Genomic DNA, 23,730 nt, shown 5'->3' on the forward strand with positions numbered 1-23,730 from the left:
CCGATTTCCGCCACCGGGTTAGCGGAGCTTCGGGCGAAGAGCAACGATCGCCGCGGCGGTTTCCTCTATCGAGCGGCGCGTGACATCAATCAGCGGCCAGCTGTTTCGCGCGCAGAGGGCGCGCGCATATTTCAGTTCCTCGGCGATCTGGACGCGGTCGACATAGTCGTCGCCGCGAAAATCCTCGACCTGACCGAGAATCCGGTTCTGCCGCACCTGTGATATCCGGTCGGTCGTCGCGACGAGACCGACGATCAGCGGGCGGGTGGCCGTCGAAAGACGATCCGGCAGAGGTACGCCGAGCACGATCGGCACATTGACGGTCTTGATGCCGCGATTGGCGAGATAGATGCTGGTCGGCGTCTTGGAGGTACGGCTGATGCCGACGATGATGACGTCGGCATCGTCAAGATCGGCGGGCAACTGGCCGTCATCATGATCCATCGTGAAGTTGAGCGCGTCGATACGGGCGAAGTAATCGGCATCCATGACGTGCTGCGCACCGACGCGGCGAAGAGACGGCGCGCCGAGATAGGATTGAAAGACATCCATCACCGGCTCCAGAACAGAAACGCACGGCACGCCCATTTCCCGGCACCGCAGATCGATGATCTGCGAAAGCTCGCGGTCAACCACCGTGTAGAGCACGATGCCGGGCGCGCCGTCGATCGCTTCGAGCACGGGCATCAGCTGCTTGCGATTGCGCACCAGCGGATAAACATGTTCCAGCGCCTGGGAAGACTGGAACTGGGCGGCAGCGGCACGGCCGGCGGCGATCAGCGTCTCTCCTGTCGAGTCCGAAATCAGATGGAGATGGAAGTAGTTTTTCATGCTCTCCCCAATATCCTTCGCCCCCTGTTGATAGGCCGGGACAAAAGGAGCTAATGCCGCCGCCGCCGGACAGGCAAGGGGATAAAGGCGAAGTTTTCCACAATTGGCGTTCGCCGGAACGCCGGGAGGCCAGCCTTGTGGACAAGACTCATGAAAAGGCAAAGTGTCGCGGTAATCCACCGATGATCCACAGGAAAACGATAATATCCGGAAAACATAAGTAATTGATTACTATATGATAATATCATTTTCCCCGGATTTTTCCCTGAGAGGATCCATTTTTTCCCGCTTGATGGCCTCCCCAGCCGGGCCGTGGGGAATTTGTGGATGGGATTTAATCCTTGATAGTCACCGACTCTAAGAAATAGAAACCTCTTTAAAGAGATTGTTTTATATTTAGGAGAACTGCCGAAGTGTCTGCGAAAAGCCGGAAGATGATCGACGTCCTGAATGGAAAGACGATGTCTCCTCCACCGCTCTGGCTTATGCGGCAGGCGGGACGCTATCTTCCCGAGTATCGGCAGACGCGCGAGAAGGCCGGAGGTTTTCTCAATCTCTGTTATACGCCGGAACTAGCGACCGAAGTGACCTTGCAGCCGATCCGGCGGTATGGTTTCGATGCAGCGATCCTGTTTTCCGATATCCTGGTCATTCCGGATGCGCTGAAACGCAATGTCCGTTTTGAGGAAGGGCACGGCCCACGTCTCGATCCGATCGACGTCACGGCGATCCGCGCTCTGAAACCGGATCACGTTTCCAGCCATCTGAAGCCGGTGATGGAGACCGTGACGCGGCTGCGCGCATCGCTGCCGGAGGAGACCACCCTGCTCGGTTTCTGTGGCGCTCCCTGGACGGTCGCCACCTATATGATCGCCGGACAGGGCACGCCGGATCAGGCGCCGGCGCGGCTTTTCGGCTATCGCGAGACGGCGGCCTTTACCTATCTTCTCGATTTTCTGGCGGATGTCTCGGCGGATTATCTCGTCGAGCAGATCGATGCCGGGGCGGACGCCGTGCAGATTTTCGATTCCTGGGCCGGCGTTCTCGGCGAGCGGGAATTTGCCGATTATGCGGTCCGGCCCGTGCGGCGAATGGTCGATTCCGTGCGGGCGCGCCGGCCTGGCGCAAAGATCATCGCCTTCGCCAAGGGAGCGGGCCTCCGCCTCAAGACCTACCGCCGGGACACCGACACCGACGCCATCGGCCTCGACTGGTCGGTGCCGCTTTCCTTCGCCGCCGAGTTGCAGAAGGACGGGCCGGTTCAGGGCAATCTCGATCCGATGCGCGTGGTGGCCGGCGGGGCGGCGCTGGACGAGGGTGTGGACGCCATTCTCCAGGCGCTCGGAAACGGACCGCTGATCTTCAATCTCGGCCATGGCATCACGCCGCAGGCGGATCCCGACCATGTCACGCGGCTGGTGAAGCGGGTGCGCGGGGAGGCCCTGTGACCCCTGAGCGGCAGACCGGTGAAGGGCCGGGCCGCCGCGCTCGCCTGCGGGTCGCCCTGGTGCTTGCCGTCCTTGCCGCCGTCATCGCCTTGCTGGTGTTCTATCCGCCCGACGAACTTTATCTCTGGCTGAAGGCGCTGCACATCGTCGCGGTGATTTCCTGGATGGCGGGCCTGCTCTATCTGCCGCGGCTTTTCGTCTATCACACCGATGCGCCGGTGGGATCCGCGCAATCCGAAACCTTCAAGATCATGGAACGGCGGCTTTACCGGATGATCATGCAGCCCGCGATGGGGCTGACATGGCTGCTCGGCCTTTATCTGGCGTGGTCGGTCTATGGCTTCAAGGGTGGATGGCTGCACGCCAAGCTGTTGCTGGTGCTGCTGCTTTCGGCCGTCGATCAGTATTACGGCCGTGCCGTCGCGGCTTTTTCCCGGGACGAGAACCGCAATACGGGCCGGCAGTGGCGGATCTGGAACGAGGCGCCGGCCGTGCTGATGGTCCTGATCGTCATTCTCGTCGTGGTGAAGCCCTTCTAGCGGTCTTCGGCGCACGGACCTTCGTCCGACGTTTCGATGCGGGTTCGTGATCGCAAGGATGGCTGTGACGCAGGAAATTCCGCCGCCCCCTTGCGGGCATCGGCAGGAACCGCTATTTTCTATCCATCCCATCTCTCGTGGCATGTGTATTCGTTCATTGGACTGCATCGAACCCCGCGCAGCTCCGTCTTGGCCCGCATGCCTTTTTCCATTCCCCAGACTGATCAGCATGGACCGTTCATGGCCGAAATGAAGCTTCAAGAACTCAAGAACAAGACTCCGACCGACCTCCTGGCCTTTGCCGAATCACTCGAGGTCGAGAATGCGAGCACGATGCGCAAGCAGGAACTGATGTTTGCGATCCTCAAGATGCTTGCCGAGCAGGAAGTCGAGATCATCGGCGAAGGCGTTGTGGAGGTGTTGCAGGACGGTTTCGGCTTTCTTCGCTCGGCCAATGCGAACTATCTGCCGGGTCCCGACGATATCTATATCTCGCCCTCGCAGATCCGTCGCTTCTCGCTCAAGACCGGCGATACGGTCGAAGGCCCCATTCGCGGACCGAAGGAGGGCGAACGTTATTTCGCACTCCTCAAAGTCAATACGATCAATTTCGACGATCCCGAGAAGATCCGGCATAAGGTGCATTTCGACAACCTGACGCCGCTCTATCCGAACGAGCGCTTCCGCATGGAACTCGACGTTCCGACGTCCAGGGACCTGTCGCCCCGCGTCATCGATCTCGTGGCGCCGCTCGGGAAGGGCCAGCGCGCGCTGATCGTTGCGCCGCCGCGAACGGGCAAGACCGTTCTCTTGCAGAACATCGCCCATTCGATCACCGCCAATCATCCGGAATGTTATCTGATCGTTCTCCTCATCGACGAGCGTCCCGAGGAAGTGACGGATATGCAGCGGTCGGTGAAGGGCGAAGTGGTCTCCTCGACCTTCGACGAGCCTGCGACCCGCCACGTGCAGGTGGCCGAAATGGTGATCGAAAAGGCCAAGCGCCTCGTCGAGCACGGTCGCGACGTGGTCATCCTGCTCGATTCCATCACCCGCCTCGGACGCGCCTATAACACCGTTGTGCCGTCCTCCGGCAAGGTTCTGACCGGTGGCGTCGACGCCAACGCCCTCCAGCGGCCCAAGCGCTTCTTCGGCGCCGCACGCAATATCGAGGAAGGCGGATCGCTGACGATCATCGCCACCGCACTGATCGATACCGGCAGCCGTATGGACGAAGTGATCTTCGAGGAGTTCAAGGGCACCGGAAACTCGGAAATCGTTCTGGACCGCAAGGTCGCCGACAAGCGGATCTTCCCGGCCATGGATATCCTGAAATCGGGTACCCGCAAGGAAGACCTGCTGGTGCCGCGCCAGGACCTTCAGAAGATTTTCGTTCTTCGCCGTATCCTCGCCCCGATGGGTACGACGGACGCGATCGAGTTTCTGATCGACAAGCTGAAGCAGACCAAGAGCAATGGCGATTTCTTCGATTCGATGAATACCTGATTGGAACGTCCGGGAATTCGGACGCTATCCATGGTCTCGCCCCGGAGGCGAGACCATTTTTGTTTGATATGGAGAGATCGATTCTGAATTGAAACGAATCAATCGATTCGCCTCCGAAATTAAATCGGATATCGAATGATCATGCAGCAGGATACGATCTTTGCCCTGTCCAGCGGCGGCCTGCCTTCCGGCGTGGCGGTGATCCGGATCAGCGGTCCCGCCACAGGCGCCGTTCTGGAAACGATCTGCGGCCAGATTCCCCCCGCCAGACAGGCGACACTGCTTTCGATTCGGAATCGAAACGGCGAACGACTGGATCGTGGTCTGGTTCTTTTCTTTCCCGGTCCGGCGTCCTTTACCGGAGAAGATAGCGCCGAGTTGCAGGTCCACGGTGGACGCGCCACCGTGAAAGCGATCCTCGATGCGTTAAGCGATCTGCCATTGTTAAGAGCGGCGGAAGCCGGCGAGTTTTCACGTCGGGCCTTTCTTCTGGGTAAAATGGATCTGGTGGCCGTGGAGGGGCTTGCCGATCTGATCGCCGCGGAAACCGAGATGCAGCGTCGATTGGCGGCGGAACATGCCTCCGGCGGCCTGTCGCGTCTTTACGAGACCTGGGCGCGCCGGCTGACCCATGCGCGCGCGATGATCGAGGCCGAGCTGGATTTTTCCGACGAGGACGATGTTCCGGGCTCCGTGGCGACGACCATCTGGCACGATATGACGGAACTGCGGCAGGAAATTATTAACCATCTTTCCGGCGCCGATCTGGGAGAAATTGTCCGGGACGGGCTCAAGGTGGTGATCGCTGGCCCGCCCAATGCGGGAAAATCGAGTTTGCTCAATCATCTCGCCCGGCGGGATGTCGCCATTGTAACGGATATTCCAGGGACGACGCGGGACGTGTTGCATGTCGATCTGGATCTTGGCGGATTCGCTGTCCGGCTTTATGATACGGCGGGATTGAGAGACACCGAGGATCTGATCGAGCAGGAAGGAATCCGGCGTGCTCGCCGCTCACTGGCGGATGCGCATTTGGTCCTGCTTCTTTCCGATTGTCCGGCGGTCACGGACTGGCAAGACCTGATCGGGGATTATACCGGTGCGCTATTGCGGATCGGCACCAAGAGCGATCGGTCCGATCGGGATTGGCGGAAGAGTTCCGCCGATGTCGTGATCTCGACGAGAACCGGAGACGGGATCGCAACTCTGTTGCAACGCATCCAGGATCACCTCCCCGATCTTTCCATGGCGCTGGCGCTGGCTTTGCCGACCCGGCGCAGACATATTGAAAGCTTGCAGTTGGTCGTTGCGGAAATCAGCCGTGCTTTGGAAAGCGACGCTTTAGAACTGGATATCCGGGCGGAGCATCTTCGGTCGGCTGGCCAGGCGCTCGGCCGGATCACCGGGCGGGTGGATGTTGAGAATCTTCTCGATGTGATTTTTTCCGAATTCTGCATCGGGAAATGATTCACGTGAAACAGTGCAACGTGAGCGAGTCGTTTTGAACGTTTCACGTGAAACAGGCAGGAACCCATGAAGGATAAACAGCGTTACGATGTCATCGTTATCGGTGGCGGTCATGCGGGGACCGAAGCCGCGGCCGCGGCTGCGCGTCTGGGCGCCAAAACCGGTCTGGTCACCCATCAGAAGGCGACCATCGGGATTATGTCCTGCAATCCGGCGATCGGAGGGCTTGGTAAAGGCCATCTGGTTCGCGAGGTCGACGCCCTGGATGGCCTGATGGGGCGCGTCGCCGATAAGGCGGGAATCCAGTTCCGACTGCTGAACCGCCGCAAGGGGCCGGCGGTTCGCGGGCCGCGCACGCAGGCGGATCGTCATTTGTATCGGGATACCATGCAAGGCGAGATTGCCGCCGTCGCCAATCTCGACGTCATCGAAGGCGATGCTTTCGATATTGATCTCGCCAACGGGCGCGTCGAAGCGGTCATCATGAAGGACGGCCGGCGGCTGGCCTGCGGTGCGGTTGTGGTGACCACCGGAACCTTTTTGCGCGGCCTTATTCATATCGGGACCGAAAAGATTCCAGCGGGGCGCGTCGGCGAAGAACCGTCGCTCGGCCTGTCCGCGACCTTCCAGAGGCTCGGCCTGACACTGGCGCGGCTGAAAACCGGAACGCCGGCGCGGCTGGATGGCCGTACGATCGATTGGTCCGGGGTCGGGCGGCAGGCTGCCGATGATGAACCGGTGCCCTTTTCCTTCATGACGGATCGGATCGAGACGCCACAGATCGAATGCGGTGTGACCCGCACGACGGCGGAAACCCATCGGATCATCGAGGAAAATATTGGCCTGTCGGCGATGTACTCCGGACAGATCGAGGGTGTCGGGCCGCGCTATTGTCCGTCCATCGAAGACAAGATCGTGCGATTCGGCGAGCGGGACGGTCATCAGATCTTTCTCGAACCGGAAGGGCTGACGGATCATACGGTCTATCCGAACGGCATCTCGACCTCGCTGCCCGCCGATATTCAGGAACGTTTTATCCGGACGATTCCCGGCCTCGAGCGTGTGCAGATCCTTCAGCCCGGTTATGCGATCGAATATGATCATGTCGACCCGCGCGAATTGTCGCCGACACTGGAAGTCAAGCGGACCGCCGGTCTTTTCCTGGCCGGGCAGATCAATGGGACGACGGGCTATGAGGAGGCGGCCGCGCAAGGGTTGGTCGCGGGGCTGAATGCCGCCTATCGGGCGGCCGGTCAGGAGGGTTATGTCTTCAGCCGCACGGAGAGCTACATCGGGGTGATGATCGACGATCTCACCTCCCGGGGTGTGAGCGAGCCCTATCGGATGTTTACATCGAGGGCCGAATATCGCCTGTCGCTTCGCGCCGACAATGCGGATGCGCGGTTGACGCCGTTGGGACTCGACCTCGGCCTGGTACAGTCGGCGCGCCAATCCCGGTTCGAGGCGTGGTCCGGGGAAATGACCGTGCTTCGCGAGCGGCTGTCGTCCTTGCGGCTGTCTCCGAACGAAGCGGCCGCTCACGGTATCCGGATCAATCAGGATGGCGTGCGCCGCAGCGCTTACGATTTGCTTGCCTATCCGGACATCGACTATCGCCGTCTGGCCGCCATCTGGCCGGCCGAGCTCGGAGGCTTTCCGCAGCGTCTTCATGAGACGATGGAGATCGAGGCCGGCTATGCGGTCTATATGGAGCGCCAGCGGAGCGATATTCTCGAGACCCGCCGGGAGGAGCAACGTTTGATTCCGGCCGATTTCGACTATTCGACCTTACCGGGTCTGTCGATCGAACTGCGGCAGAAGTTGAAGACCGCGCGTCCCGCGAATCTGGCACAAGCCGCGCGGGTCGAAGGTATGACGCCGGCGGCGCTGACATTGTTGCTGGCGCATTTGCGGCGTCTTCCGGAGGAAAAGGTAGCGCGAATGGTGCAGCAATGACGAGTCTTCTCCCGGAGTTCTACAACCTGACTGTTTCACGTGAAACGCACGACCGTCTGACCGCTTTCGTCGCACTGTTTCAGAAATGGGCAAAGGCGATCAATCTTGTCGCCCCGTCGACGATGGAGGAAGTCTGGCAGCGGCATATCGCGGATAGCGCGCAGATCTTTGCGCTCTATCCCGGGCCGAAAACATGGGTGGATCTCGGCAGCGGGGGCGGGTTTCCCGGCGTCATTACGGCAATCCTGCTTTCCGGACAGGGGGACGGATGGGTTCATCTGGTGGAGAGCAACAACAAGAAAGCCTCTTTCCTGCGTACGGCGATACGCGAGACCGGCGCGCGGGCATCCGTCCATGCGATGCGGATCGAGGAAGCGTCCGCAGAGATTCCCTCCTGTGACGCCCTGTCCGCCCGGGCGTTGGCGGATCTCGATACCCTTCTGGCTTTTGGCTTCCCCTGGGCTGGACAGAACCCCGATCTGCGGTTTTTTCTGCACAAAGGCCGGGATTATCAGAAAGAGATCGATAAAGCCGTTGGTCGCTGGGAATTCGATCTGGTAAAACATCGAAGCATCATCGAGCAGGATTCGTGCGTGCTTGAGATTTCAAATCTGTCGCGAAGACCCTCGTAGAACTGGCGGATATCCATGGCAGGCGAGAAAAACAGAATTATCACCATAGCGAACCAGAAGGGTGGCGTCGGCAAGACCACGACAGCCATCAATCTCGCGACAGCGCTCGCCGCAATCGGCGAGCGGGTTCTGATCGTCGATCTCGATCCGCAGGGCAATGCCAGCACGGGGCTGGGCATCGATCGCCGCAATCGCGCGCTGTCGTCCTATGATCTGATTGTCGGTAGCCACAGCGTTGCGGAAACGGCGCTGGATACGGTCGTTCCGAATCTCTCCATCGTTCCTTCGACCATGGATCTGCTGGGGGTGGAAATGGAGATCGCCCAGCAGGCCGACCGTGTTTTCCGCCTCAAGAATGCCCTGGCTGCGCCCGAAGCCCGCGCCTACTCCTACGTGCTGGTGGATTGCCCGCCGTCCTTCAATCTTCTGACGATGAATGCCCTGGCGGCGGCCCATTCCGTACTGGTGCCGTTGCAATGCGAATTTTTCGCGCTGGAAGGGTTGAGCCAACTGCTGGAAACCGTCGATCAGGTGCGGCGGACGGTCAATCCCTATCTCGATATCCAGGGGATCGTGCTGACCATGTTCGATTCCCGCAACAATCTGGCGCAACAGGTTGTTAACGATGTTCGCACCCACTTGGGTGAAAAAGTCTATCATACACTCATTCCGCGCAATGTGCGGGTATCCGAGGCCCCTTCCTACGGCAAGCCGGCGATCCTTTACGATCTCAAATGCGCCGGAAGTCAGGCCTATCTTCAGCTGGCGTCCGAGGTGATCCAGAGAGAGCGGCAGCGCAAGGCCGCTTGATGGCGGAAAGTGTGAGTAGAGTCCATGAATGAAGACAACTCGAAAAGGCGACTCGGTCGCGGTCTTGCAGCGCTGATCGGCGAGATGGACCAGATGCCCGCGGCGGCCGGTGCAAGCCAGCCGCTCAATCCCGATCGCATGGTTCCGATAGAGTTCGTCGGCCGCAATCCGCGCAACCCGCGGCGATATTTCGACGAATCGGAATTGCAGGATCTTGCCTCCTCGGTGCGCCAGCATGGCATCGTGCAGCCGGTCGTGGTGCGGACCATCGCGGAGAGCCGCTATGAGATCATCGCCGGCGAGCGGCGTTGGCGCGCAGCGCAGCTTGCCGGACTGATCGAGATTCCGGTGATCATTCGCGATGTCGACGACCGGACGGCGCTGGAAATCGCCATCGTCGAGAACGTCCAGCGCTCCGATCTCAATCCGCTGGAAGAAGCGATGGGCTACGAACTGCTCATCGCCGATCATGGCTATACGCAGAACGATCTCGGCGAAATCATCGGCAAGAGCCGCAGCCATGTGGCCAATAGCCTGCGGCTTCTCAAATTGCCGGAGCCGGTGCGCGATATGCTGGCCTCGGGAACGCTTTCGGCGGGACACGCCCGCGCCCTGGTTCCGACCTCCGATCCGATCAGCCTTGCCCGTACGATCGTGGCCAAGGGGCTATCGGTCAGGGATACGGAACGGCTGGCGCAAAACGACATCAAGGCGCAAGCCGATCCCGCTCATGGTGTCGCGGCAACGCGAACGCCGGAAAAGGACGCGGACACACTGGCGCTTGAACGCAGCCTTTCCGATGTGCTCGGCCTCGATGTCAGCGTCAATCACAAGGGTAACGGCGGTTATCTGCGCATTTCCTACAAGACGCTCGAACAGCTTGAGGAAGTTTGCCGGCTTCTGGAGCGCCGCTGACGTTCTTCCGGGACATGGGGCCGGTGTTTCCGCGAAGAACGGCTTTAGAAACAAGAGGATAGAGCAGCGGGGGTAATTTTTCGATATCCCGCCTGCTCTTTCTTATTTAGTCGGATTCAGCCGCCTTTTCGCGCGGATTGCAGAACGGTCGCGAGCATGGTCTGCATGGCGATCGTATCTTCGAGCGCGGGTCGTCGCCGACTTTGCAGGATTGCCGCCTGAAGACGCTTCGCCTCGCGGCGGATGGCGGCGGCCGACCAGTTTCTCAGTGCATTCTCGATGACCGGCTTGCGGCGGAAGTGCAGATGGCGACCGAGCGTCGCAACGGCCTGGGCGGCCGGCAGCCGCTTTTCGTCCATTTCCGCACGCATCAGCTCGAGAAGCTGGAACTGACGCAGGCACCCCTGCAAGACGAGGAAGACCGGCGTTTTCGAGGACACGATCTTCTGGATGGCATGGAGAAAACCGTCGCGATCGCCCTTCAGGATGGCGTCGACGGCTTCGTCGGTGGAGATCGCGCTGGCGTCACCGACGATCTCCATCACGTCGGCTTCCTCGATCAGTTCCCTGCCCCGGCAATAGAGCGCAAGCTTGCGCAATTCGTTGCGGGAGGCGAGGCGGTCGCCGCCGATCACGTCCGTCAGCCGCTGGCGCGCCGCCGGAGCGATGCGCAGCCCGGCCTCTCCCAGTTCCTGGTCGATCAATGTCTGAAGGGCGCGACCGTCATCGGCATAGCAGGGAATGGCGATGGCGGCGGCGGATGATTCGGCGATCTTGCGTAGCGTGGCCCCCTTTTTCAGGTCGCCCGCCTCGACGATCAGAGTGGAAGGACCGGCCGGCGCGCCGGCCAGAAAAGCAAATGCGTCGCAAAGCCCCTTCTCGCTGGCTGCTCCCCGGACCCAGACAAGGCGGTCGCCGCCGAACAGGCCGATGGCATTCATCTCGTCGATCAGACGGCCGGTATCGTGGGAAAGGTCGGTCGCGTCGAGCTTGACCACCGAGAAGGCATCGGCAAGATCGACGCCGCTTGCCGCCGCAAGCGTGGCGGCCCGTTCGGACACCAGCCCGCGATCGGGACCGTAGATCAGGATGAGCCGCGCGGCTAAGGGGCGCTTCCCCGCGAAGCGCTCGAATTCGTACGACTTGATCTCCGCCATGGCCCGTTCAGCGCCGCGCGAGCGCGGCGGCGATATCGGCGCGAATGATTTCGGCAAGCTCACGTGCGGCACGGTTTTCCGCATCGCGGATGGCGCGCAGCTTGGCGAACTCCTGGACCGGGAAATCCACCGGAGAAAGCGTCGAGCGCTTGCCCGAGGCCACGGTCTCACCGGTGTCGATCCTCGCCAGATTATAATCGGCGGAGACGACGACCCGACCGGCGCGCGCCATATCCGTCCGGATGTTGAGCAGCGCGCCCACCGTGCGCGAGGCGACGTTGAGATCGAGCTGATAGGTCGCCGATGCGGGCTCGCCCGCGCCGCCGGCAAGCAGGAAGACGAGGTGGTTGCGAACCTGCTGCTCGACCCGGTCGCGGGATTCGGAGACGGAAACCGAGGCCAGTTCGCTCCCGACCGCCGATCCGGTGGAATGGAGCGGACGCACCTGGCATCCCGCCAGGAGAACGACGAGCGCGAGCCCGGCGGCAATCCGGACGGACCGCTTGAGGACTGTTCGATCAGATGACGACATTCACGATCCTTTGCGGCACGACGATGATCTTCTTCGGCTGCTTGCCGGCAAGCACCGCCTGAATGGCTTCGAGGCCGAGCACCGCCTGCTCCACGGCACTGTGATCCGCGTCGCGGGCGATTGTCAAATCCGCGCGCTTCTTGCCGTTGATCTGCACCGGCAGCGTGATTTCGTTCTCGGCCACCAGGTTCTCGTCATAGGTCGGCCAGGCAACGGTCGCGACGATCCCCTCGCCGCCGATGATCCGCCAGCATTCCTCCGCAAGATGCGGCGTCATCGGCGCGACGATCCGCACGAGGATGCCGACGGCCTCGCGAAGCGCGGCGGCCAGGTCCTCGTCCAGCTTGCCGGACGCGGCATTCGTCAGCGGTCCTGCCAGCGTATTGACGAATTCGTAGATATGGGCGACGGCCTTGTTGAAGGCGAGCTTGTCGTAATCCGCCTGCACGGCCTTCAGCGTCCGGTGGGCGGCGCGCGAAATGACAAGGGCCTCGCCGCTCGAACCGGGCCGGTTATCGGCCGATTTCAGCGTCGGAGCGGCTTCCGAAACGAGACGCCAGACGCGCTGGACGAAGCGGAGCGCGCCTTCGACGCCTGCTTCCGACCAGATGACGTCGCGATCCGGCGGCGAATCGGACAGAACGAAGAAGCGGGCGGTATCCGCGCCATAGGAAGCGATGATGTCATCGGGATCGACGACATTCTTCTTCGACTTCGACATCTTCTCGATGGAGCCGATGGCGATCGGCTCGCCGGTTTCGAGATGGACGGCGCGGCGCGTTCCGTCGGCGTCGTCGATGCGGATTTCGGCCGGCGTGACCCATTCGCGTTTCGCGCCCTCGCCGCGGCTATAGGTCTCGTGCACGACCATGCCCTGGGTGAAGAGACCCTTGAAGGGTTCCTTGAGGTCGAGATGACCGGCGACCTGCATGGCGCGCGTGAAGAAGCGCGAATAGAGCAGATGCAGGATCGCGTGTTCGATGCCGCCGATATATTGATCGACGGGAAGCCAGGCATCGGCGGCGGCCGGATCGGTGGGCGCATTTTCCCAGGGTGCCGTGAAGCGGGCGAAATACCAGGACGAATCGACGAAGGTGTCCATCGTGTCCGTCTCGCGGCGGGCGTCCTTGCCGCAGGCCGGGCAGGCGACATGACGCCAGGTCGGATGGCGATCGAGCGGATTGCCGGGCTTGTCGAAGCTGACGTCGTCGGGAAGCCTGACCGGCAGGTCGGATTTGGGAACCGGGACGATGCCGCAATCGTCGCAATGGATGACCGGGATCGGACAACCCCAGTAGCGCTGGCGCGAGATGCCCCAGTCGCGCAGGCGGAAATTCACCTTGCGCTCGCCCTGCGGGGCGCCGGCGAGCATTGTCGACGTCAGTGTCTTTGCCACGGCGTCGAAGGCGTCGCCGGTGGAAAGCCCGTCGAGGAAGCGGGAATTGATCATCACGCCGTCGCCGGCATAGGCTTCGTCGCCTATTGTGAAACTGGCGGCGTCACCGTCCTTCGGCATGACGACGGGCACGACCGGAAGATCGTATTTGCGCGCGAAATCGAGGTCGCGCTGGTCGCCGGAGGGGCAGCCGAAGATCGCGCCCGTACCGTAGTCCATCAGCACGAAGTTGGCGATATAGACGGGCAGTTCCCAACTGGCGTCGAGGGGATGGCGCACGCGGATGCCGGTGTCCATGCCTTTCTTTTCAGCGGTTTCGAGCGTGGCGATCGAGGTGCCGGCGCGGCGGCATTCTTCCGCAAAGGATTCGATAGCCGGATTCTGCGCCGCCGCCTCGCGGGCCAGCGGATGATCGGCGGAAATGGCGAGGAAGGATGCGCCGAACAGCGTATCGGGTCGCGTCGTGTAGACGGTCACGTCCTTTTCAGCCGTCAGGCCGGCCGTGTCGGAGATTTCCCAGCGCACGAGCATGCCCTCGGAACGACCGATCCAGTTTTTCTGCATCAGCCGGACTTTTTCCGGCCACTGGTCGAGTGTTTCCAGCGAATCCAGCAGGTCCTGGCTGAAATCGGTGATGCGGAAGAACCATTGCGTCAGTTCCCGCTGCTCGACCAATGCGCCCGACCGCCAGCCGCGCCCGTCGATGACCTGCTCGTTGGCGAGAACCGTGTGATCTACCGGATCCCAGTTCACCTTGGACTGCTTGCGATAGACGAGGCCCTTTTCCAGAAAATCCAGGAAGAGATGCTGCTGGCGGTGGTAATAATCGACGTCGCAGGTTGCGAATTCCCGGGACCAGTCGAGCGACAGGCCCATCGACTTCAGCTGGCTGCGCATGGTTGCGATATTCTGGTAGGTCCAGTCCTTGGGATGGACCTTGTTCTGCATGGCGGCGTTTTCGGCCGGCATTCCGAAGGCGTCCCAGCCCATCGGATGCAATACGTTGTAGCCGCGGGCGCGCTTGTAGCGCGCGACGACGTCGCCCATCGCATAGTTGCGCACATGGCCCATGTGGATGCGGCCGGAGGGATAGGGGAACATCTCCAGCACATAATACTTCTCGCGCGGGTCGTCGTTTTTTGTCACGAAGACATCTTCTTCGCTCCATTTCGCCTGCCAACGGGGTTCGACGTCGCGTGGATTGTAGCGTTCACTGGCCATGTTCTTGATGTTCCGGAAGTCTTGAGGGACGATGCGCCCATGCAAATAAGGTCGCCTGACCTTCATCACGAAACCGGGGAAGCGTCAAGTTTTCCGGGCCCGGAATGAAGGGTCCGGCCGATGTCCCGGCTTGGCAAGACGAGCCCGTTTCGCTAGGTCCGGGGAATAGATACAGGCGACGGAGAATGAATATGGACCTTTGCGACCGGTTGACGGATGTGCGGACGCGGATTGAAAAGGCGGCGCAGGAGGCGGGCCGCCCGTCCGGCCGGACAACGCTTGTCGCTGTTTCCAAGACCTTCGATGCGACGGCGATCCGTCCGGCGATCGAAGCCGGGCAGCGTGTTTTCGGTGAGAACCGGGTGCAGGAGGCCCAGGGCAAATGGCCGGGCCTGCGCGCCGAGACACCCGACATCGAACTGCATCTCATCGGCCCGCTGCAATCGAACAAGACGGCCGAGGCCGTGGCCCTGTTCGACGTGATCGAAACGGTCGACCGGGAAAAGATCGCGCGGGCCATCGCCACGGAAATGCAGCGTCAGGACCGCAAGCTGCGGCTCTATGTGCAGGTGAATACCGGGCTGGAGCCGCAGAAGGCCGGTATCGCGCCGGATGACGCCGAGAAATTCGTCGCGTTCTGCCGTGAGACGCTCGGGCTTTCCATCGAGGGGCTGATGTGTATTCCGCCGGCCGATGAGAATCCCGGCCCGCATTTCGCGCTTCTGGCCAAGCTTGCGCAACGCTGCGGCCTCGACCGGCTTTCCATGGGCATGTCGGGGGACTATGAGACCGCAGTCGCCCTTGGCGCGACCAGCGTGCGGGTCGGCTCCGCCATTTTCGGCATGCGCTGAGAAGACACCGGCCGGCTGCGATTTCCAGCTCCCTGCCGGATGCAGGAATGTGGCGGGAAAAGCGGAATGTTTCACGTGAATCACCGCCTGGCGCGTCCGGCACGGCAGGGGTTTCCGGCCGCCGCCGCCCGGAAGGCATAAAAAAACCCGCCGGGGTGTGGCGGGTTTTTTGGGGATCGGCCTTCGAAGGCGGTCAGAACTTGTCGTCCTCGTCCTCCTGGGGATCGGCGGACTTGAGCGACTTCAGCTTGGCGAAGACGGCGTCGGCGTCGATCTCCTTTTCATCGTCCCGGTCGCTATAGGGCAGCTTTTCCGTTTCCTGCGCGGATTCCAGCGTCGCGCCGGCTTCCGCCGCCGTCGGCAGCGGCCGACCCTTGGAGGCGCGTTCGACTTCCAGGTCGAGGTCGATCTGCGAGCAGAGACCAAGGGTGACCGGATCCATCGGCGTCAGGTTGGCGGAATTCCAATGGGTGCGGTCACGGATCTGCTCGATCGTCGACTTGGTGGTGCCGACGAGGCGGGAAATCTGCGCATCCTTGAGTTCCGGATGGTTGCGCACGAGCCAGAGGATGGCGTTGGGGCGATCCTGACGCTTGGAGACCGGCGTGTAGCGGGGGCCCTTGCGCTTGGATTCCGGCACGCGGACCTTCGGTTCGGAAAGCTTCAGCTTGTAATTCGGATTCGATTCGGCGCGCGCGATCTCCTCGCGCGACAGCTGACCGGTGGCGATGGGGTCGAGGCCCTTGATCCCCTGAGCGGCTTCGCCGTCGGCGATGGCCTTGACCTCGAGCGGATGCACCTTGCAGAACTGCGCGATCTGTTCGAACGACAGGGCCGTATTGTCGACCAGCCAGACGGCAGTCGCCTTGGGCATGAGCAGTTGTTGAGCCATGGGTATAGTCCTCTTGTACGTCCGCGCCGGTGTCGCGGGCCGTGGATAGTAACCACTATGTTCCGGGAATTTTCCAGTCAATAACGCCAGTGCGGCGGAAATGCAATTCTTCAAGCGCCAAATGATCGACGTCTAATTGCCCTGAAGCCGTGACCTGCTATGAATGGCGCGAAAATACGCGAGAGGCGTTGCGTCGCCGTAACCCTCCCTGCGATTTGCATAGAGATGGAGGAGTTCATGTCCACGAAGACCTACCCGGTCCTGAAATCCGCAAAGAGCCGGACGCTGATCGACAACGACACCTATGAGGCGTGGTATCGCGAGAGCGTCGAGAATCCGGAGCGGTTCTGGGACAAGCACGGCATGTGCATCGACTGGTTCAAGCCTTATACGAAGGTCAAGAACACCGCTTTCACCGGCAAGGCGCAGATCAAGTGGTTCGAGGACGGCATCACCAATGTGTCCTATAACTGCATCGACCGCCACCTGAAGGCGCATGGGGATCAGGTCGCCATCATCTGGGAAGGCGACAATCCCTATATCGACAAGAAGATCACCTATAACGAACTCCACGAGCATGTCTGCCGTCTCGCCAACGTCATGAAGAAGCATGGCGTGAAGAAGGGCGACCGCGTCACCATCTATATGCCGATGATCCCGGAAGCGACCTACGCCATGCTCGCCTGCGCGCGGATCGGAGCGGTGCATTCCGTCGTCTTCGGTGGCTTCTCGCCGGATGCGCTTGCCGGCCGCATCGTCGACTGCGAATCGACCTTCGTCATCACCTGTGACGAAGGTGTTCGCGGCGGCCGGCCGATCGCGCTCAAGGAAAACACCGATACCGCCATCGATCTTGCCGCCAAGCAGCATGTGCTGGTCAACAAGGTGCTCGTGGTGCGGCGCACCGGCGGAAAGACCGGCTGGGCCCCCGGCCGGGACCTCTGGTATCACGAGGAAACCGCCAGCGTTGCGCGCGATTGTCCGCCGGCGAGGATGAAGGCCGAGGATCCCCTCTTCATCCTCTATACCTCCGGGTCGACCGGCAAGCCGAAGGGCGTTCTGCATACGACCGCCGGCTATCTGGTCTTCGCCGCGATGACGCATAAATATGTCTTCGATTACCGGGACGGCGATATCTACTGGTGCACCGCCGACGTCGGCTGGGTCACCGGCCATTCCTATATCGTCTACGGTCCGCTCGCCAACCGCGCCACCACGCTGATGTTCGAGGGCGTGCCGAACTTCCCGGATGCCGGCCGCTTCTGGGAAGTGGTCGACAAGCATAAGGTCAATATCTTCTATACTGCGCCGACGGCGATCCGCGCGCTGATGGGCGCCGGCGACAGCTTCGTCAAGCGTTCGTCCCGCTCGACGCTGCGGCTTCTCGGGTCGGTTGGCGAACCGATCAATCCCGAAGCCTGGGAATGGTACTATACTGTCGTCGGCGAGGAACGCTGCCCCATCGTCGATACCTGGTGGCAGACCGAGACCGGCGGCATCCTGATCTCGCCGCTGCCTGGCGCGACGACGCTGAAACCCGGATCCGCGACCCGCCCCTTCTTCGGTATCAAGCCGGAAATCGTCGACAGCGAGGGGCATGTTCTGGAGGGCGTGGCCGATGGCAACCTTTGCATCGCCGACAGTTGGCCGGGCCAGATGCGAACGGTCTACGGCGATCACAAGCGCTTCGTCGAAACCTATTTCTCCACCTACAAGGGGAAATATTTCACCGGCGACGGCTGCCGGCGCGACGAGGACGGCTATTACTGGATCACCGGCCGCGTCGACGACGTGCTCAACATTTCGGGCCACCGCCTCGGCACCGCCGAAATCGAATCGGCGCTCGTTTCGCATCACCTTGTCTCGGAAGCCGCCGTCGTCGGTTATCCGCACAGCCTCAAGGGCCAGGGCATCTATTGCTATGTCTCGCTGATGGCCGGCGAGGAGGGCAACGACGCCTTGCGCCAGGACCTCGTCAAGCATGTGCGCAAGGAAATCGGCCCCATCGCCACGCCGGACAAGATCCAGTTTGCGCCCGGCCTGCCGAAGACCCGCTCCGGCAAGATCATGCGGCGTATCCTGCGCAAGATCGCCGAGGACGATTTCGGGGCGCTCGGCGATACGTCGACGCTCGCCGATCCGTCGGTGGTCGACGATCTGATCGAGAACCGGCAGAACAAGGCCGGTTGAGGACATTCGCGCCGCCGGCTGCAGCCGGCGGCGATCTCCTTGCGGCAGGGTGCGCGGTTTGCGGCGATCCCTTCGGCAAGGATGAGGCCGGTTGATCGGCGCAGGCCCCTTTGGCATAAAGTCCTGACCTTTGACGATCAGGGGGAAGACAGTGCGATGTTTCGTCCCGGCAACAGGTATCGGCATTTCATTCATGGCGCGACCTGCGCCTGCCATAGCGCGCAGGCCCAATCGCTGTTCGCCCGGATTGATCAGGGACTGTCGCGCCGTTCGGTGCTGAAGGGTGTTGCGGCGAGCCTTGCGACCTCCGCTCTCGGCCTTGCCGGCCCGGCCTTCGCCGAAGCTCCCTCCCGGCCGGTCCTTATCAGCAACGTCAGAATATTCGACGGGGTGAACGGCAGGCTTGTCGATGGCAAGGGCGTCCTCGTGGTGGAAAACCGGATCAGGGCGCTGGTCGCGGCCGCCGATACCGTCGCAGACGCCGATGTCATCGACGGCGGCGGCCGGGTGCTGATGCCCGGCATGATCGACGCCCATTGGCATTCGATCCTCGCGGGCATTTCGCAGATGGCGGCGATGACTGCGGATATTCCCTATATCCATCTGGTCGCCGCGCAGCAGGCCGAACGGACGGTGTTGCGCGGCTTCACGACGGTTCGCGACGTGGGCGGTCCGTCCTTTGCCCTCAAGCGGGCGATCGACGAGGGGCGTATCCCCGGCCCGCGCATCTACCCGTCCGGTGCGATGATCTCGCAGACCTCGGGACATGGTGATTTCCGCATGCGTACGGATCTGCCGCGCACGCCGCAAAGCGATCCGAGCGTCGCCGAGCGGGCGGGGATTTCGGCCATTGCCGATGGCGAGGCGGAGGTTTTGCGCTGCGTGCGCGAGCAGCTCATGCTGGGCGCAAGCCAGATCAAGATCATGGGCGGCGGCGGGGTCGCCTCCAGCTACGACCCGATCGACGCGCTGCAATATTCTGTGGCCGAGATGCGGGCGGCCGTCGGGGCGGCGGCGGACTGGGGTACCTACGTCTGCGTCCATACCTATACGTCGGCGGGAATCCGCCGGGCGCTCGACAGCGGTGTGAAGTCGATTGAGCACGGCCAGCTTGCCGACGAGGAAACCGTGATGCGCATGGCGGACGCCGGGGCCTGGTGGAGCATCCAGCCCTTTCTCGCCGACGAGGACGCCAACCGCTATCCTTCGCCCGAGCAGCAGGCGCAGCAGAAGAGCATCGCGGAGGGAACGGCGCGGGCCGTCGAACTGGGACGCAAGCACGGCGTCAAAATGGCGCTCGGCACCGACATCCTGTTCAATCCCGCAGGGACCCTTACCCAGGGCAGGCAACTCGCCAAGTTTTCCCGCTGGTATGATCCAGCGGATGTGTTGCGGCTCCTGACCAGCGGCAATGCCGAACTTGCCGGTCTTTCCGGGCCGCGCAACCCCTACCCCGGCCCGCTCGGACGTATCGAAGCCGGCGCCTATGCGGATATTCTGGTGGTCGACGGCAATCCGCTTGAGGATATCTCCGTCATCGCGGACCCCGAACGTCGCATGAAACTGATCATGAAGGACGGGCGTGTGCATAAGAACATGCTCGTATCACGAGAGGACAGGATCCCTTGAACAGCCGCCATGCCTGCGCCGCCGTCCTTTTCCTTGCGGCCCTTTCCGGCGGAAAGGTCGCCCAGGCCGCCGAACCGGTGATCTATCCGCTGGAGGAACCCGTTTCGCTCGAAACGGAGCCGCCTGCCTTCGTCTTGCAGATCACGCCCTATCTGTGGGCCGCCGGCTTTACAGGCGATATCTCGCCCTTCCGGCATGGTCCGACGATCGGTATCGAGAAGCGGTTTTCCGACATCATGGACGACCTCAATTTCGGCGGCTTCGTCAATCTCTGGGCGCGCCAGGAGAGTTTCGTCCTTTCGGCCGACGTGATGTATGTGAATACGACCGATAGCCGCACATCCGGCCCCTTGCCTCCCCTGCCGCTGCCCATTCCCATCCCCCCGGGAACGACTGTCAGCGGCAGCGTGGACAGCACCCAGTTCATGGCGACGGTGCAGGGTGGCTATCGTCTGGTCGGGACGCCGGAATTCACGCTGGACGTCCTCGGTGGCGCGCGCTTCTGGCATATATCGAACGATGTGACGGTCAGCGCCAGCCGGCTCGGTATCGCACGCCGCTACGGCGAGCGTTTCGGCTGGGTGGATCCGGTCGTCGGCGCACGCGCCTTCCTGCCCCTCACGCAGGCGTTTTCCTTACAGGCGCAGGTGGATATCGGCGGCTTCGGCGTGGGGTCCGATTTTACGTGGTCGGCGCTGGCGACCGCCAATTACATCGTCAACGATCAGTTTTCCTTCTCGGCCGGCTACAAGGTGCTGGACGTCGATTACCGCAATGGCGGACATGTCTACGACACGCGTCTGCACGGTCCGGTTCTCGGCATGACCTGGCGCTTCTGAGCACCGGCGCTACACCCGTTCACTCCGGGCGTAGCGGTTCGGGCAGCGCCAGGGCGGCGGCGCCGATCAGGCCGGAATTCTGGCCGAGGGCGGCCCGCACGAGTTTCACCTCCCGGAAAGCCGGCATCGCCCGTCTGGCGATATACCTCTGGATTCCCGGCAGCAGACGGGAAAACTCGTGGGAAAGGCCGCCTCCCATGATGAGGATATCCGGGCTGAACACATGCAGCAGGCTCACGAAGCCGCGGCCGAGGATTTCGGCTTCCTCGTCGACAAGCCGCCCTGCGAGAGGATCGCCGTTTCTGGCTGCCGCGAAAACACTCCGGCTGTCGATCCTGGCGCCATGTCCGCCGAGAAGGGACTTGCCGTGCCGTCGGGCGGCCGTCTGCGCCCGACGGGCGAAGGCTGTTCCCGAGCCATAGGCCTCGAAACAGCCGCGGTTGCCGCAGGGGCAGGGCAGACCGTTCGGCACGAAGGCCATATGCCCGATATGGCCGGCCATTCCCATGCGGCCGCGAAGGACCCGGCCATCCGCGATCACCCCGCCGCCGAGGCCGGTGCTGACAGTGACATAGACAAGATTCTCAAGTCCCCTGCCCGCTCCGAAGCGCCATTCGCCGATCGCCGCGGCGATGCCGTCGTTCTCCAGACGGACAGGAAAGGCAAAGCGCCTTTCCAGCTCCGCCTTCAGGGGAACGCCGGCAAATCCCGGGAGCGTCGGAATCTCCATGGCGACGCCGGCGACGGTATCGATCGGCCCGGGCAGGGAAACGCCGATGCCCTTGAGGCAAGGCGTGCGCGTCCCGTCGATCAGCCGGCCTGCCAGATCTTCGATCTGCGAAAGGATGCGTGCAGGGCCGCCAAGGGCCTCGGTCCGTTCCTCCGCCCGCCTGAGCACTCGTCCTCCCGCCGTCACGAGCGCCGCCCTCACCCGCGTTCCGCCGAGGTCCACGCCGAGCGCGATATCCGGGGCTTCGGCGGCAAGCCCGAAGGCGTTCATCGGCTTGCCCCGGCGGTCCGGAGCCGGTCGCGGAGAAAGGCTGCGACGCCGGGTGCTTCCTCCGGTAAAAGCCCGTGAGCGATCAGGGGCCCGTCGAAACCGGCCGCCGCAAGCCCGGCGATATAATGGCCGTAGTCGAGAACGCCCGTTCCGGCCGTGGCGAAACCGCCGTCCGCCGTCCGGTCCTTTGCATGGGCCATGACGATCCGGTCGGCGAGGAGATCGATCGCCGCGGAGACGGTCCTGCGCTGCTCGTCGAGTGTCGCCTTCTCGAAGAGATTGGCGGGATCGAGCACGATCCTGAGGCGTGGGCTCTGCATCTCGTCGATCAGCCGACGGGCCTTTTCCGCCGAGTTGACGACATTGGCAAGTTCCGGCTCGATGCCGAGATCGACGTCGTGGCGTTCGGCGATGCCGATGGCGATTTCCATGGCTTCGAGGAGATCGCGCCAGGCCGCTGGCGTGTCATTGTCTGGATGCGCCTTCCACTGGTCGAACGGATCGCGCGTGCCCGTGCAGAGTGTGATCAGACGGGTCGACATGACATGGCTGCGTTCCGCCAGAACGGCAAGCCGGAAATGGCCGGCCTCGCGCACCGCCTGATCCGGATGGATCATGTTGTAGGTGCCGGAGACGGCGGCGATTTCGACGCCGGTCTTTTTTGCCGCTTCGGATACCGCACGCGCCTCTGCCTCGTCGATGACATCGGGCATGGCGGCAAGGCCCGAGCAGGTCATATTGTATTGCGCGACGGAGAAACCCGCCCCGGCCACGGCATCGAGTACCGCCCCCGGCTGCGTTCCCTCAAATGTTCTGGCGAAAATCCCGAGCTTCATCAGACGCCACCGATGACATCGGCGAGCGCGACGGCCCTGCCGCTTTCGACCGAACGGGCGATGGCGACCATGGCGCGCACCGAGGCGAGGCCGTCGTCGATATTCGCGCCTTCCATGGGCGCGCCATCGAGGATGGTGCGCGCAAAACCCTCGACCTGTCGCCGGTAGAAATGGCCGTCCGCGCCCAGAACGCGGTGCGTCGCGCCATCGGCTTCGCGGAAAATGTCGACCTCGCTGGTCTTGTAATACCAGGGGTTATAGGTCTTGCCGAGAATGCTGCCGTTCTCGCCGTAGATCTGGAAGCCCTCGTGCCAGTCCATGCGGACCTGCACGGTGAGATCGAGATGACCGAGCGCGCCGGAGGCGAATTCCAAATCCACGAACCAGCATCGGATGCCGGCGCGTTCCAGAAGGCGCGCCCTTACCGAGACGATGTCGCCGGCAAGATAGCGCGCCGTATCGATCAGGTGGCAGCCGTGCGCCAGCATGTAATAGCGCCGCCGGTCGGCCTTCGGGTCGGCGGCGGGCTTTTTCGCATGGCCGCTGGTGACGATCAGCGGCTGGACGGCGTCGGTCATCGGGTAGCGATGGGTGCTGTCGCAATACCAGGCCTTGAGTGCGATCATCCCGTCCATCTCATCGCGTATGAAGGCTCTTGCGGCCTGGAGCCCGGCGTCGAAGCGCTTCATGTGACCGACCTGAAAGATCTTGCCGGATTTTTCCGCAGCGGCCTTCAGGTCCAGACATTCTTCGACGGTGACGCCCATCGGCTTTTCGCAGAGAACGTGCTTGCCGGCCTCCAGCGCCCGCAGCGCGGCCGGGACGTGGAAGGCGTCAGCGGTTGCGACGATGACGGCGTCGATCTCGGGATCGGCCAGCATCGCGTCGTAGTCGCCATAGGTCTTGCGGGCGCCGTGGACGATCGCCATGCGCTCACGCAGGTCGTCGGCGACGTCGCAGATCGCATGAAGGTCGGCATTGGCCGCCTTGGTGCAGCTTTCGAAATGGGCGGCCTGTGCGATCTGGCCGGCGCCGAGAACGCCGATGCGGAGCCGTCGATCCTGTTTTTGAGGCATGGCGAAA

The 23,730-nt window shown here is 62.3% G+C and carries 20 protein-coding genes; 12 read left to right on the top strand and 8 right to left on the bottom strand.

Going from position 1 to position 23,730, the window contains the following annotated elements; translation table 11 throughout:
* Positions 1-18: 18 nt before the first annotated feature.
* The gene (locus KYK29_RS13050; RefSeq protein WP_254691342.1) at positions 19-831 is read right to left on the bottom strand and encodes a pyruvate, water dikinase regulatory protein; all 813 of its coding nucleotides are present in this window, start codon (positions 829-831) and stop codon (positions 19-21) included.
* 434 nt (positions 832-1,265) lie between these two features.
* On the opposite strand from KYK29_RS13050, the gene hemE reads away from it, so the two are divergent.
* The 8 genes from hemE (at position 1,266) to KYK29_RS13090 (ending at position 10,104) form a co-directional block, all read left to right on the top strand.
* Positions 1,266-2,279, top strand: a complete 1,014-nt coding sequence (gene hemE, locus KYK29_RS13055) for a uroporphyrinogen decarboxylase (RefSeq protein ID WP_302795552.1) — start codon at positions 1,266-1,268, stop codon at positions 2,277-2,279.
* Positions 2,276-2,818, top strand: coding sequence for a protoporphyrinogen oxidase HemJ (gene hemJ / locus KYK29_RS13060; RefSeq protein ID WP_254691344.1), 543 nt, complete (start codon positions 2,276-2,278; stop codon positions 2,816-2,818). Before hemE ends, hemJ begins: the two co-directional genes overlap by 4 nt.
* A 240-nt stretch (positions 2,819-3,058) precedes the next feature.
* Positions 3,059-4,324 carry a transcription termination factor Rho gene (gene rho, locus KYK29_RS13065; protein ID WP_254691345.1) on the top strand — a complete coding sequence of 422 codons (1,266 nt, stop codon included), beginning with the start codon at positions 3,059-3,061 and terminating at the stop codon, positions 4,322-4,324.
* Between the two features lie 138 nt (positions 4,325-4,462).
* A complete protein-coding gene (mnmE, locus tag KYK29_RS13070; protein ID WP_254691535.1) occupies positions 4,463-5,791 on the top strand; it encodes a tRNA uridine-5-carboxymethylaminomethyl(34) synthesis GTPase MnmE in 1,329 nt (442 codons plus the stop codon).
* A gap of 66 nt (positions 5,792-5,857) precedes the next feature.
* Positions 5,858-7,747 carry a tRNA uridine-5-carboxymethylaminomethyl(34) synthesis enzyme MnmG gene (mnmG, locus tag KYK29_RS13075; RefSeq protein ID WP_254691346.1) on the top strand — a complete coding sequence of 630 codons (1,890 nt, stop codon included), beginning with the start codon at positions 5,858-5,860 and terminating at the stop codon, positions 7,745-7,747.
* Positions 7,744-8,379, top strand: coding sequence for a 16S rRNA (guanine(527)-N(7))-methyltransferase RsmG (gene rsmG / locus KYK29_RS13080; RefSeq protein WP_254691347.1), 636 nt, complete (start codon positions 7,744-7,746; stop codon positions 8,377-8,379). The genes mnmG and rsmG overlap by 4 nt, the downstream gene beginning before the upstream one ends.
* A 15-nt stretch (positions 8,380-8,394) precedes the next feature.
* Positions 8,395-9,189 carry a ParA family protein gene (locus tag KYK29_RS13085; RefSeq protein WP_254691348.1) on the top strand — a complete coding sequence of 265 codons (795 nt, stop codon included), beginning with the start codon at positions 8,395-8,397 and terminating at the stop codon, positions 9,187-9,189.
* A 24-nt stretch (positions 9,190-9,213) separates the two neighbouring features.
* A complete protein-coding gene (locus tag KYK29_RS13090) occupies positions 9,214-10,104 on the top strand; it encodes a ParB/RepB/Spo0J family partition protein (protein WP_254691349.1) in 891 nt (296 codons plus the stop codon).
* A gap of 116 nt (positions 10,105-10,220) precedes the next feature.
* On the opposite strand, the gene holA is transcribed toward KYK29_RS13090, so the two are convergent.
* From holA to leuS, 3 genes are read right to left on the bottom strand one after another with little or no spacing between them, the layout of a single operon-like run.
* The gene (gene holA, locus KYK29_RS13095) at positions 10,221-11,261 is read right to left on the bottom strand and encodes a DNA polymerase III subunit delta (protein ID WP_254691350.1); all 1,041 of its coding nucleotides are present in this window, start codon (positions 11,259-11,261) and stop codon (positions 10,221-10,223) included.
* Positions 11,262-11,268: 7 nt separating this feature from the next.
* The gene (locus tag KYK29_RS13100) at positions 11,269-11,793 is read right to left on the bottom strand and encodes an LPS assembly lipoprotein LptE (protein ID WP_254691351.1); all 525 of its coding nucleotides are present in this window, start codon (positions 11,791-11,793) and stop codon (positions 11,269-11,271) included.
* Positions 11,780-14,410 carry a leucine--tRNA ligase gene (gene leuS, locus KYK29_RS13105; protein ID WP_254691352.1) on the bottom strand — a complete coding sequence of 877 codons (2,631 nt, stop codon included), beginning with the start codon at positions 14,408-14,410 and terminating at the stop codon, positions 11,780-11,782. Before leuS ends, KYK29_RS13100 begins: the two co-directional genes overlap by 14 nt.
* 191 nt (positions 14,411-14,601) lie before the next feature.
* Between leuS and KYK29_RS13110 the strand changes: the two genes are divergently transcribed.
* A complete protein-coding gene (locus tag KYK29_RS13110; protein ID WP_254691536.1) occupies positions 14,602-15,261 on the top strand; it encodes a YggS family pyridoxal phosphate-dependent enzyme in 660 nt (219 codons plus the stop codon).
* 193 nt (positions 15,262-15,454) lie between these two features.
* Here KYK29_RS13110 and KYK29_RS13115 read toward each other — a convergent pair whose 3' ends face one another.
* Positions 15,455-16,153 carry a DUF1013 domain-containing protein gene (locus KYK29_RS13115; protein WP_254691353.1) on the bottom strand — a complete coding sequence of 233 codons (699 nt, stop codon included), beginning with the start codon at positions 16,151-16,153 and terminating at the stop codon, positions 15,455-15,457.
* A gap of 237 nt (positions 16,154-16,390) precedes the next feature.
* Here KYK29_RS13115 and acs point away from each other — a divergent pair, with 237 nt between their 5' ends.
* From acs to KYK29_RS13130, 3 genes are all read left to right on the top strand, one after another.
* Entirely contained in the window at positions 16,391-18,343 is a 1,953-nt protein-coding gene (gene acs, locus KYK29_RS13120) for an acetate--CoA ligase (RefSeq protein ID WP_254691354.1), read from the top strand.
* A 156-nt stretch (positions 18,344-18,499) separates the two neighbouring features.
* Entirely contained in the window at positions 18,500-19,972 is a 1,473-nt protein-coding gene (locus KYK29_RS13125; RefSeq protein WP_254691355.1) for an amidohydrolase family protein, read from the top strand.
* A 77-nt stretch (positions 19,973-20,049) separates the two neighbouring features.
* Positions 20,050-20,811 carry a hypothetical protein gene (locus KYK29_RS13130; RefSeq protein WP_254691537.1) on the top strand — a complete coding sequence of 254 codons (762 nt, stop codon included), beginning with the start codon at positions 20,050-20,052 and terminating at the stop codon, positions 20,809-20,811.
* 19 nt (positions 20,812-20,830) lie between these two features.
* Here KYK29_RS13130 and KYK29_RS13135 read toward each other — a convergent pair whose 3' ends face one another.
* From KYK29_RS13135 to KYK29_RS13145, 3 genes are read right to left on the bottom strand one after another with little or no spacing between them, the layout of a single operon-like run.
* Complete coding sequence (locus tag KYK29_RS13135) at positions 20,831-21,811, bottom strand: ROK family protein (RefSeq protein WP_254691356.1); 981 nt, start codon at positions 21,809-21,811, stop codon at positions 20,831-20,833.
* Entirely contained in the window at positions 21,808-22,647 is an 840-nt protein-coding gene (locus tag KYK29_RS13140) for a sugar phosphate isomerase/epimerase family protein (protein WP_254691357.1), read from the bottom strand. Before KYK29_RS13140 ends, KYK29_RS13135 begins: the two co-directional genes overlap by 4 nt.
* Complete coding sequence (locus tag KYK29_RS13145; RefSeq protein WP_254691358.1) at positions 22,647-23,723, bottom strand: Gfo/Idh/MocA family protein; 1,077 nt, start codon at positions 23,721-23,723, stop codon at positions 22,647-22,649. The genes KYK29_RS13140 and KYK29_RS13145 overlap by 1 nt, the downstream gene beginning before the upstream one ends.
* Positions 23,724-23,730: the final 7 nt, after the last annotated feature.

The organism is Shinella daejeonensis, assembly GCF_024281235.1.
Lineage (GTDB): Bacteria > Pseudomonadota > Alphaproteobacteria > Rhizobiales > Rhizobiaceae > Shinella > Shinella daejeonensis.

What these genes read in the sequence shown, in the direction of transcription:
- KYK29_RS13050 (WP_254691342.1), bottom strand. Translation starts at nt 831, where the DNA reads ATGAAAAACTACTTCCATCTCCATCTGATTTCGGACTCGACAGGAGAG.
- hemE (WP_302795552.1), top strand. Translation starts at nt 1,266, where the DNA reads ATGATCGACGTCCTGAATGGAAAGACGATGTCTCCTCCACCGCTCTGG.
- rho (WP_254691345.1), top strand. Translation starts at nt 3,059, where the DNA reads ATGGCCGAAATGAAGCTTCAAGAACTCAAGAACAAGACTCCGACCGAC.
- mnmG (WP_254691346.1), top strand. Translation starts at nt 5,858, where the DNA reads ATGAAGGATAAACAGCGTTACGATGTCATCGTTATCGGTGGCGGTCAT.
- rsmG (WP_254691347.1), top strand. Translation starts at nt 7,744, where the DNA reads ATGACGAGTCTTCTCCCGGAGTTCTACAACCTGACTGTTTCACGTGAA.
- KYK29_RS13085 (WP_254691348.1), top strand. Translation starts at nt 8,395, where the DNA reads ATGGCAGGCGAGAAAAACAGAATTATCACCATAGCGAACCAGAAGGGT.
- KYK29_RS13090 (WP_254691349.1), top strand. Translation starts at nt 9,214, where the DNA reads ATGAATGAAGACAACTCGAAAAGGCGACTCGGTCGCGGTCTTGCAGCG.
- holA (WP_254691350.1), bottom strand. Translation starts at nt 11,261, where the DNA reads ATGGCGGAGATCAAGTCGTACGAATTCGAGCGCTTCGCGGGGAAGCGC.
- KYK29_RS13100 (WP_254691351.1), bottom strand. Translation starts at nt 11,793, where the DNA reads ATGTCGTCATCTGATCGAACAGTCCTCAAGCGGTCCGTCCGGATTGCC.
- leuS (WP_254691352.1), bottom strand. Translation starts at nt 14,410, where the DNA reads ATGGCCAGTGAACGCTACAATCCACGCGACGTCGAACCCCGTTGGCAG.
- KYK29_RS13110 (WP_254691536.1), top strand. Translation starts at nt 14,602, where the DNA reads ATGGACCTTTGCGACCGGTTGACGGATGTGCGGACGCGGATTGAAAAG.
- KYK29_RS13115 (WP_254691353.1), bottom strand. Translation starts at nt 16,153, where the DNA reads ATGGCTCAACAACTGCTCATGCCCAAGGCGACTGCCGTCTGGCTGGTC.
- acs (WP_254691354.1), top strand. Translation starts at nt 16,391, where the DNA reads ATGTCCACGAAGACCTACCCGGTCCTGAAATCCGCAAAGAGCCGGACG.
- KYK29_RS13125 (WP_254691355.1), top strand. Translation starts at nt 18,500, where the DNA reads ATGTTTCGTCCCGGCAACAGGTATCGGCATTTCATTCATGGCGCGACC.
- KYK29_RS13135 (WP_254691356.1), bottom strand. Translation starts at nt 21,811, where the DNA reads ATGAACGCCTTCGGGCTTGCCGCCGAAGCCCCGGATATCGCGCTCGGC.
- KYK29_RS13140 (WP_254691357.1), bottom strand. Translation starts at nt 22,647, where the DNA reads ATGAAGCTCGGGATTTTCGCCAGAACATTTGAGGGAACGCAGCCGGGG.
- KYK29_RS13145 (WP_254691358.1), bottom strand. Translation starts at nt 23,723, where the DNA reads ATGCCTCAAAAACAGGATCGACGGCTCCGCATCGGCGTTCTCGGCGCC.